The organism is Pseudomonas sp. Sample_10, from assembly GCF_004321495.1.
GTDB lineage: Bacteria > Pseudomonadota > Gammaproteobacteria > Pseudomonadales > Pseudomonadaceae > Aquipseudomonas.
Window position 1 is genome coordinate 1 of record NZ_RCOE01000307.1, and the last position, 16171, is coordinate 16171.

14 protein-coding genes are annotated in these 16171 nt (G+C 58.5%); 9 read left to right on the forward strand and 5 right to left on the reverse strand.

Annotated features, from left to right (window positions below):
• Both lolA and D8U18_RS28495 read right to left on the reverse strand, forming a co-directional pair.
• The coding region (gene lolA / locus D8U18_RS28490) for an outer membrane lipoprotein chaperone LolA (protein WP_131109272.1) at positions 1-454 on the reverse strand (454 nt) is incomplete at its 3' end.
• A gap of 68 nt (positions 455-522) precedes the next feature.
• A complete protein-coding gene (locus tag D8U18_RS28495; RefSeq protein WP_056854604.1) occupies positions 523-2931 on the reverse strand; it encodes a DNA translocase FtsK in 2409 nt (802 codons plus the stop codon).
• Between the two features lie 308 nt (positions 2932-3239).
• On the opposite strand from D8U18_RS28495, the gene trxB reads away from it, so the two are divergent.
• The 4 genes from trxB to infA all read left to right on the forward strand — a co-directional run bounded on the left by trxB (position 3240) and on the right by infA (position 6038).
• Positions 3240-4199, forward strand: coding sequence for a thioredoxin-disulfide reductase (trxB, locus tag D8U18_RS28500; protein ID WP_131109274.1), 960 nt, complete (start codon positions 3240-3242; stop codon positions 4197-4199).
• Between the two features lie 63 nt (positions 4200-4262).
• Positions 4263-4943, forward strand: coding sequence for a leucyl/phenylalanyl-tRNA--protein transferase (gene aat, locus D8U18_RS28505; RefSeq protein WP_056854606.1), 681 nt, complete (start codon positions 4263-4265; stop codon positions 4941-4943).
• A gap of 57 nt (positions 4944-5000) precedes the next feature.
• The gene (locus D8U18_RS28510; protein ID WP_056854607.1) at positions 5001-5708 is read left to right on the forward strand and encodes an arginyltransferase; all 708 of its coding nucleotides are present in this window, start codon (positions 5001-5003) and stop codon (positions 5706-5708) included.
• A gap of 111 nt (positions 5709-5819) precedes the next feature.
• Complete coding sequence (gene infA / locus D8U18_RS28515; RefSeq protein ID WP_002553999.1) at positions 5820-6038, forward strand: translation initiation factor IF-1; 219 nt, start codon at positions 5820-5822, stop codon at positions 6036-6038.
• Positions 6039-6397: 359 nt separating this feature from the next.
• Here the strand turns inward: infA and clpA are convergent, their stop codons facing one another.
• Both clpA and clpS read right to left on the reverse strand, forming a co-directional pair.
• Positions 6398-8668: an ATP-dependent Clp protease ATP-binding subunit ClpA gene (gene clpA / locus D8U18_RS28520; protein ID WP_056854608.1), complete on the reverse strand. Its 2271-nt coding sequence runs from the start codon at positions 8666-8668 to the stop codon at positions 6398-6400.
• A gap of 30 nt (positions 8669-8698) precedes the next feature.
• Complete coding sequence (gene clpS / locus D8U18_RS28525; RefSeq protein ID WP_015094394.1) at positions 8699-9061, reverse strand: ATP-dependent Clp protease adapter ClpS; 363 nt, start codon at positions 9059-9061, stop codon at positions 8699-8701.
• A gap of 224 nt (positions 9062-9285) precedes the next feature.
• On the opposite strand from clpS, the gene cspD reads away from it, so the two are divergent.
• On the forward strand, positions 9286-9552 hold the full coding sequence (cspD, locus tag D8U18_RS28530; RefSeq protein WP_056854609.1) for a cold shock domain-containing protein CspD: 267 nt from the start codon (positions 9286-9288) through the stop codon (positions 9550-9552).
• 81 nt (positions 9553-9633) lie between these two features.
• Here cspD and icd read toward each other — a convergent pair whose 3' ends face one another.
• Positions 9634-10890, reverse strand: a complete 1257-nt coding sequence (gene icd / locus D8U18_RS28535; protein WP_131109276.1) for an NADP-dependent isocitrate dehydrogenase — start codon at positions 10888-10890, stop codon at positions 9634-9636.
• A 494-nt stretch (positions 10891-11384) separates the two neighbouring features.
• On the opposite strand from icd, the gene D8U18_RS28540 reads away from it, so the two are divergent.
• From D8U18_RS28540 to hflD, 4 genes are all read left to right on the forward strand, one after another.
• Complete coding sequence (locus tag D8U18_RS28540; protein WP_056854610.1) at positions 11385-13610, forward strand: NADP-dependent isocitrate dehydrogenase; 2226 nt, start codon at positions 11385-11387, stop codon at positions 13608-13610.
• Between the two features lie 205 nt (positions 13611-13815).
• A complete protein-coding gene (locus tag D8U18_RS28545; RefSeq protein ID WP_130906288.1) occupies positions 13816-14262 on the forward strand; it encodes an NUDIX hydrolase in 447 nt (148 codons plus the stop codon).
• A 59-nt stretch (positions 14263-14321) separates the two neighbouring features.
• Positions 14322-15467, forward strand: coding sequence for a tRNA 2-thiouridine(34) synthase MnmA (mnmA, locus tag D8U18_RS28550; protein ID WP_130906287.1), 1146 nt, complete (start codon positions 14322-14324; stop codon positions 15465-15467).
• Positions 15464-16087, forward strand: a complete 624-nt coding sequence (gene hflD / locus D8U18_RS28555) for a high frequency lysogenization protein HflD (protein WP_056854613.1) — start codon at positions 15464-15466, stop codon at positions 16085-16087. Before mnmA ends, hflD begins: the two co-directional genes overlap by 4 nt.
• The last annotated feature ends 84 nt before the right edge of the window (positions 16088-16171 follow it).

Consider the following 16171-nt stretch of genomic DNA (forward strand, 5'->3'; position numbering starts at 1 on the left):
CGAACAGCGTGTCCTTGGTTTTCGGCTTCAGGGTGAAGTCAATCACCCCGCCGGCCTCCTTGGCGCTGATGTCAAAGCTCTGGCTGATCTTCGACACGTCACCGGACAACAGCAACGCCGGGGTCTGAGTCAGTCGCTGATCGAGGTTCTTGATGGTGACCTGCTCCAGGTCCGGGTCCCAAAGGGTGACCTTCTTGCCATCGGAAACCATCAACTGTTCTTGCGGCGCGTCGGTGTGCCAGTAGAACAGGCCCGGGCGTTGCAGGGACATCTGACCTGCGGTTTCCTGCAACTGGGTGCCGCTGCCATCGAGGGTCAGCTGGGAGAAACGTGCGGTCAGGGTCTGGGATTTTTCCAGCAATTGAGTCAGGCGCGCCACGTCCTTGTCATCGGCGTGAGCCTGCAGCGTGGTCAAGGCCAGTACCGGTAGCAACAGCATGCGGATCAGACGCATGGGAGTCCTCATAACATTCGTGGGAGTGCGGGCGGCGCCTCGGGACGCCGCCCCTTTTCAATCTCGGATCAGTCGCGTACCGGGCCAGGGGCCAGGACTTCACGCGAACCGTTGGTATTCATGGACGTCACGACACCGGCCATTTCCATGGCTTCGATCATGCGCGCTGCGCGGTTGTAGCCGATTTTCAGTTTACGCTGAACCGCGGAAATGGAGGCACGGCGGCTTTCCAGAACGAACTGCACCGCTTCGTCATACAACGCATCGGCCTCGGGATCATCACCGTCGCCACCACCGCTGCTGCCCTCAAAGCCACTGCCGGCCTCTTCGACACCGTTGAGGATGTCGTCGTTGTACTCCGGCGCGCCACGCAGCTTCCAGGCCTCGACCACGCGATGAACCTCATCGTCGGACACAAAGGCCCCGTGGACACGGATCGGCAGACTGGTACCCGGCGGCATGTAGAGCATGTCACCGTGACCCAGCAATTGTTCGGCGCCGCCCTGGTCGATGATGGTCCGGGAATCGATCTTGCTCGACACCTGGAACGCCATACGGGTCGGAATGTTGGCCTTGATCAGGCCGGTGATCACGTCAACCGACGGACGCTGGGTCGCGAGGATCAGGTGGATGCCGGCAGCACGCGCCTTCTGGGCGATACGCGCGATCAGTTCTTCCACCTTCTTGCCGACGATCATCATCATGTCGGCGAATTCGTCGACCACCACCACGATGGTCGGCAGCTTTTGCAGCAGCGGCGCTTCATCATGGATGCTTTCGCGCTTGTACAGCGGATCGCTCAACGGCTCGCCAGCGTCCTGGGCTTCCTTGACCTTGGCATTGAAGCCAGACAGGTTGCGCACGCCCATTTTCGCCATCAGCTTGTAGCGACGCTCCATCTCGGCAACGCTCCAGCGCAGGGCGTTGGCCGCGTCCTTCATGTCGGTGACCACCGGACACAGCAGGTGCGGAATGCCCTCGTAGATCGACAGTTCGAGCATTTTCGGGTCGATCATGATCAGTTTGGCGTCTTCCGGGCCGGACTTGAACAGAATCGACAGGATCATCGCGTTCACACCCACCGACTTACCGGAACCGGTGGTACCGGCCACCAGCAGGTGCGGCATCTTCGCCAGGTCAGTGATGACCGGCTTGCCGCCGATGTCATGACCCAGTGCCAGTGTGACCGGCGATTTGAAGTTGTCGTACTCGGGGGTCGACAGCACTTCGGAGAAGCGCACGATCTGCCGGTCTTCGTTGGGAATCTCGATACCAACCGTGGTCTTGCCCGGAATCACTTCCACCACCCGCACGCTGGTCACGGCCAGGGAACGTGCCAGGTCCTTGGCGAGGTTGGCGATGCGGCTGACCTTGACCCCGGCCGCCGGCTGAATTTCGTAACGGGTGATCACCGGCCCAGGGTGGATCGAATCCACAGTGACTTCGACGCCGAATTCCTTGAGCTTGATTTCCAGCAAATGGCCGACCGCGGCCAGGGATTCCGGCGAATAATTGAGTTGTTTCTTTTCCGCAGGATCAAGAATCGAAATCGGCGGCAAGGTGCCTTCCACCGCACTGTCGACGAACAGCGGCGCCTGTTTCTCTTTCTCGACGCGCTTGCTCGGGGCTGGTGGCTTGACCGGCGCCGGCGCAATCACCGGCGGCACCTGTTTCTCACGCTCGGACATGTGCTTGCTCAGGGCTTGCTCACGCTCGATCAAGCGCTCCTTGACCTTGGCCTGTTCGCGTTTATCGGTGACGGTTGGCGCGACCACGTCGTGCACGCGGTCGTCGACTTCACGCAATTGCGCCACCAGTTGCTTGCGCTCGGTACGGGCCGCCCACCAGCGGTTGGCTGCGCCCTGGAACAGCTCGAAGAGGTCGAGCGTGATCTTGCCGGTGACGTCCATCACCTTGAACCACGACAAATCGGTGAAAACGGTCAGGCCGAACAGGAACAGGGCAATGAACAGCAGCGTGCTGCCCTGAATGTTCAAGGCGTTTTTCGCCAGATCACCCAGGCTTTCGCCCAGCGCACCGCCAGCACCGGCCGGCAGACCGGTCGCCGCGTGAAAATGGATATGGGCAAGCGCAGCACCGGACAACACCAGAAATACCAGCCCGATCAGGCGCCAGGAGAACAGCCAGCCGCTCCACTGCCACGGCTCGTGACGTTGGCGGAAGATCTGGTAGGCCTTGATCGCCAGCAACAGGGGGAAGATGTAGGCGAAGTAACCGAGCACCATGAACAGGATATCGGCGCTGTAGGAGCCCGCCGGACCACCGAAATTCTGCACATCGTCGATCTTGCTGTTATGGCTCCAGCCCGGATCGTCCTTGCCGTAGGTCAGCAAGGCCATCATCAGAAACAGGCACAACGCGCCAATGGCGATCAATGCACCTTCCTTGAGGCGGTAGTGCAATTGCTGACGCCAGAGCGGCACGACTGTTTTGGGTGCTTCGGTGGATTTCTTCAAAACGCTACTATTCCTGCGCCCAAGGCGCGTCCATCTGTTGATTGACTATTAAAAACTGCCCAATCCAGGCAGGTAAAAAAGTTGACAGCCATAACTCAGACTACTTTTAACACTGCGTTCCGGTTTTTATAAACACGAAACGTCCTGCTTATTTTGTTACAAACGCTGTTACAGCCAGGCATTGTACGGGTTTGTACGCTTGATGCCATGCTTGTGATCCTAGGGTGTAGCATAGTCAACAGCACATCACGTGCGACTCAATTTGAGCATGCATTGTCTTTTGTGACAAAGGCTTATGAGGTGTTTTTATGAGCGGAGCGAAGCATCACCGCCTGATCATCCTGGGTTCCGGCCCCGCCGGTTACAGCGCAGCCGTGTATGCCGCCCGCGCCAACCTCAAACCCGTTGTCATTACCGGCATACAGGCCGGTGGCCAGCTCACTACCACCGTGGAAGTCGATAACTGGCCAGGCGATGTCGAAGGCCTCACCGGCCCGGTGTTGATGGACCGCATGCAAAAACACGCCGAGCGCTTTGCCACAGAGATCGTGTACGACCACATCCATACTGCCAAGTTGCAACAGCGCCCGTTCGAACTGATTGGCGACAGCGGCACCTACACGTGTGACGCGCTGATTATTGCCACCGGTGCGTCCGCGCAATACCTGGGGTTGGCGTCGGAAGAAACGTTTGCCGGCAAAGGCGTTTCCGCCTGCGCGACCTGCGACGGGTTCTTCTATCGCAATCAAGTGGTCGCGGTCATTGGTGGCGGCAATACCGCCGTTGAAGAAGCACTGTACTTGTCGAACATTGCCAAGGAAGTTCATCTGATACACCGGCGGGACAAGTTGCGTTCTGAGAAAATCCTCCAGGACAAACTCTTCGAGAAAGCCGCCAACGGCAATATTCGCCTGCACTGGAACCAGAACCTCGATGAGGTACTGGGTGACGCCACTGGCGTGACCGGCGCCCGCCTGCGCGATAGCCATACGGGCGAACTCAAGGAACTGGCAGTGGCCGGGGTGTTCATCGCCATCGGCCACAAACCCAATACCGACCTGTTCGTCGGCCAACTGGAAATGCGCGACGGTTACCTGCTGGTCAAGGGTGGCAGTGATGGCGATGCCACGGCGACCGCCATTGCGGGCGTGTTTGCCGCTGGTGACGTGGCCGACCACGTGTATCGCCAGGCCGTGACTTCCGCAGGGGCTGGCTGCATGGCTGCACTGGACGCGGAAAAATACCTCGACGACATTCCCGTCGTTTAACGGCACACTTCACGGCGGGCCGAGAGCCCGCCACCGCCCTCCCCTTCTGCAAGCCCGAACGCCATGCTGACTTGGTTACAACGCAACACCCTGACTTTCCCGCCACTGGAAAAGGCCATGCGTGACCCCAACGGGTTGCTGGCGGCCGGTGGCGACCTGTCTGCCGACCGGCTGATCCAGGCATATCGTCACGGCTGTTTCCCATGGTTCTCGGAAGGCCAACCGATCCTCTGGTGGTCACCCGACCCACGCACAGTTTTATTTCCCGACGAACTGCACGTATCCCGCAGCCTTGGCAAATTGCTGCGCCAACAACGCTATCAGGTGACCTTCGATCGGGATTTCGCCGCCGTTATCCGGGCGTGCGCCGCCCCCAGGGAATACGCCGATGGCACCTGGATTACCGATGCCATGCAGGACGCCTACATTGAACTGCACCGTCGCGGGTTCGCCCACTCGGTGGAAGTCTGGGACCAGCAAGAACTGGTTGGCGGATTGTACGGTTTGGCGATGGGCCAGATGTTTTTCGGCGAATCGATGTTCAGCCGCGCCGACAACGCCTCCAAATTTGGTTTTGCCACATTGGTGCAACATCTGAAAGACTCCGGCTTTGTCTTGATCGACTGCCAGATGCCGACCGATCATCTGCACAGCCTTGGCGCGCGGGCAATTCCCCGCAGCGCGTTTGCCGGTTATCTGGCGCAATATCTGGATCGACCCAGCCGCGCAACCTGGGTTTGCTGAGCGACTTTTGCGCGCGTGGCTTACACTTAATCGAAAGCATTATCCCGAGGGTTGATCATGACCGAGTTGGCGCGCCTGAAGTTCTATGCCACTCAGCCCCACTCTTGCAGCTATCTGCCTGAGGAGCAGGCCACGACCCTGTTCCTTGACCCTAGCCAGCCCATGGATGTGCATGTCTATGCAGACCTGTCGGAAATGGGTTTCCGTCGCAGTGGCGATCACCTCTACCGGCCCCATTGCCAGAACTGCAATGCGTGCGTGCCTGCGCGCATTCCCGTAGGGCAATTCACGCCCAATCGTCAGCAGAAACGCATTTTCAAACGCAACGCCGATCTGCAGGTGCGCCCGGCCAAACCCGGGTTCAGTGAAGAGTATTTCGATCTCTATCAACGGTACATCGAAGAGCGACATGCCGATGGCGACATGTATCCGCCCAGCCGCGATCAATTTTCTACGTTCCTGGTGCGTGACCTGCCGTTTTCGCGTTTCTATGAATTTCGTCTCGACGGACGGTTGCTGGCGATCGCGGTGACCGACCTGCTGCCAAACGGTCTGTCGGCGGTTTACACCTTCTATGAGCCTGCCGAAGAACGACGCAGCCTGGGGCGTTATGCGATCCTCTGGCAAATCGCCGAGGCCCGGCGCCTGGGGCTGGATGCGGTCTACCTGGGCTACTGGATCAAAAACTGCAAAAAAATGAGCTACAAGACCCAATACCGCCCAATAGAGCTGCTGGTTAACCAGCGCTGGGTCGTTCTGAACTAGAGCACACCCTAAACCCCTTGGCTTGACCCCCACTTTTCGGGCACAATGCACGCCGCTTTTGCCTGGCGCAGTTGCACCGGGCCATTCACTGGACACCGAGGGCTTTACTGCATGTCGAAAGAAGACAGCTTCGAAATGGAAGGCACTGTCGTCGACACCCTGCCCAACACCATGTTTCGTGTGGAGTTGGAAAATGGGCACGTCGTAACCGCGCATATCTCCGGCAAGATGCGCAAGAACTACATCCGTATTCTTACCGGTGACAAAGTGCGCGTCGAGCTGACGCCCTATGACTTGAGCAAAGGGCGCATCACTTACCGCGCTCGCTAATCAAGTCAATACAAAACGCCCGGCTTATGCCGGGCGTTTTTGTTTGCGGATCATTCCCACGCTCTGCGTGGGAATGCCTCAACCGGGCTGCATGCCCACGCGGAGCATGGGAACGATCAATAGCAGAAAGGCGCCAATTGGCGCCTTTCTGCTTTGTTGCGGTTAACGTCAGGCCATTTCAGCCGTGGTTTGTTTGCGGATCGTTCCCACGCTCTGCGTGGGAATGCCTCAACGGACGCTCTGCGTTCGGCTTTTGAAGGGACGCGGAGCGTCCCGGGCTGCATGCCCACGCGGAGCATGGGAACGATCAATAGCAGAAAGGCGCCAATTGGCGCCTTTCTGCTTTGTTGCGGTTAACGTCAGGCCATTTCAGCCGTGGTCTCGAACTCGAAGGTCAGTTCGCCGTCCTTGATGTCGATGTGCACCACACCGCCATGTTCGGCCAGTTCGCCAAAGAGAATCTCCTCCGCCAGCGGACGCTTGATCTTGTCCTGGATCAGGCGAGCCATTGGTCGAGCACCCATTGCCGAGTCGTAACCACCGGCCGCCAGCCAGCTGCGGGCAGCATCGGTGACTTCCAGCAATACACGCTTGTCTTCCAGCTGCGCCTGGAGTTCGGTAAGGAACTTGTCCACCACACTCTTGATGACCTCATGACTGAGGCGACCAAACTGGATAATGGTGTCCAGACGGTTACGGAATTCCGGCGTGAAGCTCTTCTTGATCACTTCCATCGCATCGGACGAGTGGTCCTGATGGGTGAAACCGATCGAAGCACGTGCGGCAGTTTCGGCACCGGCGTTGGTCGTCATGATGACGATCACGTTACGGAAGTCCGCTTTGCGCCCGTTGTTATCGGTCAGCGTACCGTGATCCATCACCTGCAACAGCAAGTTGAAGACTTCCGGATGCGCCTTCTCGATTTCATCGAGCAACAGCACGCAGTGTGGCTGCTTGGTAATCGCTTCGGTCAGCAGGCCGCCCTGATCGAACCCGACATAACCAGGAGGTGCACCGATCAGACGCGATACGGTGTGCCGCTCCATGTACTCGGACATGTCGAAACGAATCAGCTCGACACCCAATGCCTTGGCCAGTTGGCGCGCTGCTTCGGTTTTACCGACACCAGTCGGCCCGGCGAACAGGAACGAACCGACAGGCTTGTCAGGCGACTTGAGGCCGGCACGGGAGAGCTTGATCGCGGTTGCCAGCGAGTCGATCGCCGCATCCTGGCCAAACACCGTCAGCTTCAGGTCACGCTCAAGGTTACGCAGCAGCTCCTTGTCGGAACTGGTGACGTGCTTTGGCGGAATCCGCGCGATTTTCGCAACGATGTCCTCGACCTGAGGCACTTCGATGCGCTTCACCCGCTTCTCGATCGGTTGCAGGCGCTGGAAGGCTCCCGCCTCGTCGATCACGTCGATCGCCTTGTCCGGCATATGACGGTCATTGATATAACGCGAAGCCAGTTCGGCAGCGGCACGCAAGGCTTCATCACTGTATTCGATATTGTGATGAGTCTCGAAACGCCCCTTCAGGCCACGCAGAATACCAATGGTGTCTTCCACCGAAGGCTCCGACACATCCACCTTTTGGAAGCGCCGTGCCAATGCTCGGTCCTTCTCGAAAATCCCACGGAATTCCTGGAAGGTGGTCGAACCGATGCACCGGATATCACCGGACGACAGCAACGGCTTGAGCAGGTTCGAAGCATCCATCACGCCACCGGACGCGGCACCCGCACCGATGATGGTGTGGATTTCGTCGATGAACAGGATCGCCTGCGGACGTTTTTTCAGTTCATTGAGCAACGCCTTGAAGCGCTTCTCGAAATCACCACGGTATTTGGTCCCGGCCAGCAGCGCGCCGAGATCAAGGGAGTAAACCACGCTGTTGGCCAGCAGGTCCGGAACCTGGTTGTCGACAATACGCTTGGCCAGGCCTTCGGCGATCGCGGTTTTACCCACGCCGGCCTCGCCCACCAGCAGCGGATTGTTTTTGCGACGACGCGCCAGGATCTGCGCGACGCGTTCGACTTCCAGCTCACGGCCTACCAACGGATCGATTCGACCCTGGCGCGCGAGTTCATTGAGGTTGCTGGCATAAGCATCCAGAGGATTGCCTGAAGAAGAAGACTCACCGCCCTCGTCGTCCTGCATATCTTGCTCACCTTCAGAGTGATCGCCGTGCCCGGGCACCTTGGAAATGCCGTGGGCGATGTAGTTGACGACATCAATGCGGGCAACGCTCTGCTGTTTCAGCAGGAACACCGCCTGACTTTCTTGCTCACTGAAGATCGCGACCAGCACGTTGGCGCCAGTCACTTCACGCTTGCCCGAGCTCTGTACGTGAAACACAGCACGTTGCAGTACACGCTGGAAGCCCAGGGTTGGCTGGGTTTCACGATCTTCGTCATGCACGGGGATCAATGGCGTGGTGGAGTCAATGAACTCCTGCAGGTCATGCTTGAGTTTGTCGAGGTTTGCGCCGCACGCACGCAAAACGGTGGCGGCAGCCTCATTATCCAATAGGGCCAGCAGAAGATGTTCGACGGTCATGAACTCATGACGCTTCGAACGAGCCTCCTTGAAGGCAAGATTGAGGGTGACTTCGAGCTCGCGGTTTAACATAGCTTCACCTCATACCCAAGTGGTCGGCGATTAACCGTCCTTCTCGATTTCACAGAGTAGCGGATGCTGGCTTTCCCTGGCGTACTGGTTGACCTGCATGGCCTTCGTCTCGGCGATGTCGCGGGTAAACACTCCACATACTGCCCGTCCTTCTGTATGAACGGCCAGCATGACCTTGGTCGCCAGCTCGCGATTCAGGTTAAAAAACACCTCGAGCACTTCGACGACGAAATCCATCGGTGTGTAGTCATCGTTGAACAAAACCACCTTGTACATCGGCGGCGCCTGTAAAGCAGGCTTGGCCTCCTGAACAGCAATGCCTGCGGAATCGTCGTCGTGTAAATCAGGGCGATCCTGATTGAATGTTAGTCGAATCTGGCTGATTGCATGCATGGAAAGAAAGGTTCGTCAGTTGTTCGAATACAGTGGTGGGGGCGGCTATCAGCGTTTTCAACTCCGACTGCCGGGTCAGCTTGACTATCGGCAAAAGGGTGTTACAAACAATAGAGCCCACAGTGGGTAAAAAAGGTCCGCGGAGTCAACTTTTTTCGAAGAAGTGACTGCGGATGAACTGGATGATACTCCAGTGATGGAGTCTGTTGCAGAGGGAGTTGGGTATGTCAGGTGTCAAGGTCAGCGGCAAGGTCAAATGGTTCAACAACGCCAAGGGTTACGGCTTCATCAATGAGGATGGCAAGACGGAAGATCTGTTTGCCCATTACTCGGCCATCCAGATGGACGGTTACAAGACCCTCAAAGCCGGGCAATCTGTGGTGTTCGAGATCATCCAGGGACCCAAGGGCCTGCATGCGGTCAACATCATGAATCCTGTGGATGCATCGAAACCGGTGACATCCACCACATCATCAGCTGTAACGGCCTGAGCCCGCACAACATCCAGTCATAAAAAAAACCGCCCGGCTCAAACACTTGAGCCGGGCGGTTTTCGCATGCCTGTCGTTCGCTTACATGTGCGAGATCAACGCATCGCCAAAGCCGGAAGAGGAAACCAGTTTGGCGCCTTCCATCAGACGTTCGAAGTCATAGGTCACGGTCTTGGCGGAAATCGCGCCGTTGGCGCCCTTGATGATCAGGTCTGCCGCTTCGGTCCAGCCCATGTGGCGCAGCATCATTTCCGCAGACAGGATCAGCGAACCCGGGTTGACCTGGTCCTTGCCGGCGTACTTCGGTGCGGTGCCGTGGGTGGCTTCGAACATGGCCACCGTGTCGGACAGGTTGGCACCTGGGGCAATACCGATACCTCCCACTTCAGCCGCGAGGGCGTCGGACAGGTAGTCACCGTTCAGGTTCAGGGTGGCGATTACATCGTACTCGGCCGGGCGCAGCAGGATCTGCTGGAGCATGGCGTCGGCGATGGCATCCTTGACGATAACGTTCTTGCCGGTTTTCGGGTTCTTGAACTGCATCCACGGGCCGCCGTCGAGCAGGGTCGCACCGAACTCTTCAGCCGCCACTTCGTAGGCCCATTCCTTGAAGGCACCTTCGGTGAACTTCATGATGTTGCCTTTGTGCACGATGGTCAGCGAATCACGATCGTTGTCGACCACATATTGCAGGGCCTTGCGCGCCAGACGCTTGGTGCCTTGCAGGGACACCGGCTTGACGCCGATACCGCAGTTCTCGTCGAAACGGATCTTGGTAACGCCCATTTCTTCTTTCAGGAACTTGATGACCTTGGTGGCTTCCGGCGTGCCGGCTTTCCATTCGATGCCGGCGTAAATGTCTTCGGAGTTCTCGCGGAAGATCGTCATGTCGACGTCGCCTGGCTTCTTGACCGGGCTGGGCACGCCTTCGAACCAGCGCACCGGGCGCAGGCAGACGTAAAGGTCGAGTTGCTGACGCAACGCCACGTTGAGCGAGCGGATGCCGCCACCCACCGGGGTGGTCAGCGGGCCTTTGATGGAAACCACGTAATCCTTGACCGCGTCCAGGGTTTCCTGAGGCAGCCAGGTGTCCTGATCGTAAACCTGGGTCGCTTTTTCCCCGGCGTATACTTCCATCCAGGAAATCTTGCGCTCGCCGCCGTAAGCCTTTTTCACAGCAGCATCGACAACCTTGATCATGACCGGGCTGATGTCGACACCAATGCCGTCACCTTCGATGAAGGGGATGATCGGGTTATTAGGAACATTGAGAGAATGGTCTGCATTGACGGTGATTTTGTCGCCGACGGCTGGAACCTGAATCTTCTTGTAACCCATGCTGAACTCCATTGATTGGATTGAACATCTGGCTTGGTTCGAGCGTAACCCAGTTGAATCGGCGCGCAAACCCTATGTTCCATTCATATGCCGCAAAGCCATACAACCAGCGCGCTACAAGCCTGAAAGCAAAGGGAAAAGCGCCAAACTCAAGCACGACGAATGACCATACGCCTTGCTCGCCCCTGCGACCTTTAGACCAATGGACGACAATCGTTGCATATGAACCATCGGCAGATTGCCAGCAACCTATGTATAATGCCGCCCGCTGACTAAAGGGTCACGATGGCTGAACGGCTCTATGACGAGCCTTTGCGCCGCACAATCTGGTCTGTTACCGCAGACCGGCTACTTGACGCCCTACTGATGCACCCAACATCACAGCAACGAAACCTCGATATTCGGCTCATGGATGACTTTGAACGAACGCGCTTACCCGGCGCCCCTCGAGTTTCTGCGCACGCTTTAGCAAAGAAGAGAGAGTTAATCCGAATATGCCCACCCGCTCGAAGATCATCTATACCTTCACCGACGAAGCTCCCGCCCTCGCCACCTATTCACTGTTGCCTATCGTAGAGGCGTTCACCGCCTCGGCTGATATCGCCGTGGAAACCCGCGATATCTCTCTTGCAGGGCGCATCCTGGCCAGCTTCCCCGAGCAATTGGGCGACAAAGCCGTAGCCGACCACCTCGCCGAACTGGGCGACCTGGCCGTTACGCCTGAAGCCAACATCATCAAGCTGCCGAACATCAGCGCCTCGGTTCCGCAATTGCAAGCCGCGATCAAAGAACTGCAAGCCCAGGGCTACGCACTGCCGGACTACCCGGAAACCGTGACCAGCGACGCCGACAAAGACGTCAAGTCTCGCTACGACAAGGTCAAGGGCAGCGCCGTGAACCCGGTTCTGCGTGAAGGCAACTCCGACCGTCGCGCCCCGCTGTCGGTCAAGAACTACGCGCGCAAACACCCGCACAAGATGGGCGCCTGGGCTGCTGACTCCAAGTCCCACGTTGCGCACATGAGCACCGGTGATTTCTACGGCAGCGAAAAAGCTGCCCTGATCGACGCCGCTGGCGCCGTGAAGATCGAACTGATCGCTCAAGACGGCACCACCACCGTCCTGAAAGAAAAGACCACCGTTCAGGCTGGCGAGATCCTCGACTGCGCCGTCATGAGCAAAAACGCTCTGCGCGCATTCATTGCCGCTGAAATCGAAAGCGCCAAGGCACAAGGCGTGCTGCTGTCGGTTCACCTGAAAGCGACCATGATGAAGGTTTCCGACCCGATCATGTTCGGCCAGATCGTTGCCGAGTTCTATAAAGACGCACTGGCCAAGCACGCTGACGTGCTGGCACAGATCGGCTTCAACCTGAACAACGGCATCGGCGATCTGTACGCTCGCATCAAGGCCCTGCCGGCCGAGCAGCAAGCGCAGATCGAAGCTGACATTCAAGCGGTCTACGCCGTTCGCCCTGCCCTGGCGATGGTCAACTCCGACAAAGGCATCACCAACCTGCACGTGCCGAGCGACGTCATTGTCGACGCCTCGATGCCAGCCATGATCCGTGACTCCGGCAAAATGTGGGGCACCGACGGCCAGCTGCACGACACCAAGGCTGTGATCCCGGATCGCTGCTACGCCACCATCTACCAGGCGGTGATCGAAGACTGCAAGGCCAACGGCGCCTTCGACCCAACCACCATGGGCAGCGTGCCGAACGTTGGCCTGATGGCGAAAAAGGCCGAAGAGTACGGTTCCCACGACAAGACGTTCCAGATCAAGACCAACGGCGTTGTCCGCGTGACCGACACCAATGGCACCCTGCTGCTGGAACAGTCGGTTGAAGCCGGCGACATCTTCCGCATGTGCCAGACCAAAGACGCGCCGATCCAGGACTGGGTCAAGCTGGCCGTCAACCGTGCTCGCGCAAGCAGCACACCAGCGATCTTCTGGCTGGACCCGATGCGCGCCCACGATGGCGTGGTGATCGAGAAAGTTCAGGCTTACCTGAAGGATCACGACACTGCCGGTCTGGACATCCAGATCATGGCGCCGGTCGACGCGATGAAGTACACCCTGCAGCGCACCCGCGCAGGCAAGGACACCATCTCGGTGACCGGCAACGTACTGCGCGACTACCTGACCGACCTGTTCCCGATCATGGAACTGGGCACCAGCGCCAAGATGCTGTCGATCGTGCCGCTGATGAACGGCGGTGGCCTGTTCGAAACCGGCGCCGGCGGTTCGGCGCCGAAGCATGTTCAGCAGCTGCTGGAAGAAAACTTCCTGCGCTGGGATTCGCTGGGTGAGTTCCTGGCATTGGCCGCATCCCTGGAACACCTGGGCGTGACCTACAACAATCCAAAGGCGCTGGTTCTGGCCAAGACCCTGGACCAGGCCACCGGCCAGTTCCTGGACAACAACAAGTCGCCATCGCGCAAAGTCGGCAACATCGACAACCGCGGCAGCCACTTCTACCTGGCGCTGTACTGGGCTCAAGCCCTGGCCGCCCAGACCGAAGACACTGCACTGCAAGCGCAGTTCGCGACGCTGGCCAAGACCCTGACCGAGAACGAGGCAACCATCGTTGCCGAGCTCAACGCCGTTCAGGGCAAGCCAGTGGACATTGGCGGTTACTACCACGCCAGCGCCGAGCTGATCAGCAAGGCCATGCGTCCAAGCGCCACACTCAACGCGGCGATTGCTGCGCTGGTGTAAGGCTGCAAGGAAGTACCACAAACCCCGGCCCTGTGCCGGGGTTTGTGTTTTCGGTACTTAATGATTGGCACAAAAACCTGTGGGAGCTGGCTTGCCAGCGATGGCGATTTATCATTCGACATCAACATTGACTGACCCACCGCTATCGCTGGCAAGCCAGCTCCCACAGGGACTGTGCTCCAGCATTCAACATCGAGGAAGCTTCATGACCTGGCAACCCCACATCACCGTCGCCACCATCGTCGAAGACAACGGCCGCTTCCTGATGGTCGAGGAACTCAAGCACGGTCGCGTCGTACTCAATCAACCGGCCGGCCACCTCGACCCGAACGAGACCCTGACCGAAGCCGCCGTGCGCGAAACCCTCGAGGAAACCGGCTGGGACGTCGAACCGACCGGCGTGCTGGGCATTTATCTGTACACCGCCCCGAGTAACGGCGTGACTTACCAACGGGTCTGCTTCATCGCCAAACCACTGAAACACCACCCGGATTATCAATTGGACGACGGCATCGTCGGTGCCAAGTGGTTGACCCGCGACGAATTAATCGAGCAGCGCGATAACTGGCGCAGCGAACTGATCATCCGCTGCATCGACGACTATCTGGGCGGCCAACACTTCAGCCTCGAATTGATCCGTCCTTCTCTTTAGCCTTGCGGGCCTGAGCCTGCTAGAATCGCGTCCTTTTTCAAGACACTCATTGAATCCCTATGCGTGATCCAGCCCCTTCTGACACAAAAAAGAAGCGCGTCATTGTCGGCATGTCCGGCGGCGTGGACTCTTCCGTTTCCGCCCTCCTGCTGATCGAGCAGGGTTATGAGGTGGAAGGCCTGTTCATGAAGAACTGGGAAGAAGACGACGGAACGGAATACTGCACCGCCATGGACGACCTGGCGGATGCTCAGGCTGTCTGCGACAAGATCGGCATCAAGCTGCACACCGCCAACTTCGCGGCCGAGTACTGGGACAACGTGTTCGAGCATTTCCTGGCCGAATACAAGGCCGGTCGCACGCCGAATCCGGACATCCTCTGCAACCGCGAAATCAAGTTCAAGGCGTTCCTCGACTACGCCATGATGCTGGGCGCCGACCTGATCGCCACCGGTCACTACGTGCGTCGCCGCGACATCGATGGCCGCACCGAATTGCTCAAAGGCCTGGACCCGAACAAGGACCAGAGCTATTTCCTGCACGCCGTCGGTGGCGAACAGATCGCCAAGACCCTGTTCCCGGTCGGCGAACTGGAAAAACCCCAAGTGCGCGCAATTGCCGAGAAATACCAGCTGGCGACCGCGAAGAAGAAAGACTCCACCGGGATCTGCTTCATCGGCGAGCGCCGTTTCAGCGATTTCCTCAAGCAATACCTGCCAGCTCAACCAGGCGAGATCAAGACCACCGAAGGCGAAATCATCGGCCGTCACCACGGCCTGATGTACCACACCATCGGCCAGCGCCAGGGCCTGGGCATTGGCGGCTTGAAAGACGCCAGTGACGAGCCGTGGTACGTGCTGGTCAAAGACCTGGAGCACAACGAGCTGATCGTCGGCCAGGGCAACGATCACCCGTGGCTGTTCTCCCGCGCCCTGCTCGCCTCGGACATCTATTGGGTCAACCCGATCGACCTGAGCCAGCCGCGCAAGCTGACCGCCAAGGTGCGCTATCGCCAGAGCGACCAGCCTTGCACCCTGGAAAAGACTGCCAACGGCTATCGCGCGACCTTCGATGACCCGCAGCGCGCGGTCACTCCAGGCCAATCGGTGGTGTTCTACGACGGCGAAATCTGCCTCGGCGGCGGTGTCATCGAAGTAGCAGAGCCATGGACCAGCAAAGGCGCTCTTGAAGGCGAGCAGCAATGACTCCCACTCAGGAACAACTGACGGCGCTGGGCGGCGTATTTCTCGCCGCCGTACTGGTAGACAAGATCGCCAAGACCGGACAGACCAGCGAAGCCGGCCTGACCTGCATGCTCGGCAGCCTGTTGATCCGCGACCCCAAGGACACCCTGGAAGTCTACGGGGGCGACGACCTCAATCTGCGCGAAGGCTATCGCGCGCTGATCGGCGCCCTCGAACGCGACCCGAGCGCCCTGCAACGCGAGCCGTTGCGCTATGCGCTGGCCATGCTCGGTCTTGAGCGGCAGCTGGCCAAGCGCAGTGACATGCTGGATGTGATCGGCAAGCGCCTGCCGCAAATTCAATCCCAGGTCGAACACTTCGGCCCGGCTCACGAAAACGTGATCGCCGCCTGCGGCGCGCTGTATCAGGACACCTTGAGCACCCTGCGCCAACGCATCCAGGTGCATGGCGACATGCGCAACCTGCAGCAACCGAGCAATGCCTCGAAAATCCGCGCCTTGTTGTTGGCCGGCATTCGTTCGGCACGCCTGTGGCGGCAATTGGGCGGGCATCGCTGGCAACTGGTGATCAGCCGTCGCAAATTGCTCAAAGAACTTTACCCATTGATGCGTAACGAATAACTCGCATCGACGGAACCGAACCTAGCAATACGCGTAATACGCCGGTCAGTTGGCGACGGACCGGCGGATTTTTTCATGTATGAT

Excerpts from the sequence above, each read along its gene's own strand:
- cspD (WP_056854609.1), top strand. The coding sequence starts at position 9,286 with ATGTCAGGTGTCAAGGTCAGCGGCAAGGTCAAATGGTTCAACAACGCC.
- D8U18_RS28545 (WP_130906288.1), top strand. The coding sequence starts at position 13,816 with ATGACCTGGCAACCCCACATCACCGTCGCCACCATCGTCGAAGACAAC.
- aat (WP_056854606.1), top strand. The coding sequence starts at position 4,263 with ATGCTGACTTGGTTACAACGCAACACCCTGACTTTCCCGCCACTGGAA.
- clpA (WP_056854608.1), bottom strand. The coding sequence starts at position 8,668 with ATGTTAAACCGCGAGCTCGAAGTCACCCTCAATCTTGCCTTCAAGGAG.
- D8U18_RS28510 (WP_056854607.1), top strand. The coding sequence starts at position 5,001 with ATGACCGAGTTGGCGCGCCTGAAGTTCTATGCCACTCAGCCCCACTCT.
- clpS (WP_015094394.1), bottom strand. The coding sequence starts at position 9,061 with ATGCATGCAATCAGCCAGATTCGACTAACATTCAATCAGGATCGCCCT.
- hflD (WP_056854613.1), top strand. The coding sequence starts at position 15,464 with ATGACTCCCACTCAGGAACAACTGACGGCGCTGGGCGGCGTATTTCTC.
- mnmA (WP_130906287.1), top strand. The coding sequence starts at position 14,322 with ATGCGTGATCCAGCCCCTTCTGACACAAAAAAGAAGCGCGTCATTGTC.
- D8U18_RS28540 (WP_056854610.1), top strand. The coding sequence starts at position 11,385 with ATGCCCACCCGCTCGAAGATCATCTATACCTTCACCGACGAAGCTCCC.
- icd (WP_131109276.1), bottom strand. The coding sequence starts at position 10,890 with ATGGGTTACAAGAAGATTCAGGTTCCAGCCGTCGGCGACAAAATCACC.
- trxB (WP_131109274.1), top strand. The coding sequence starts at position 3,240 with ATGAGCGGAGCGAAGCATCACCGCCTGATCATCCTGGGTTCCGGCCCC.
- infA (WP_002553999.1), top strand. The coding sequence starts at position 5,820 with ATGTCGAAAGAAGACAGCTTCGAAATGGAAGGCACTGTCGTCGACACC.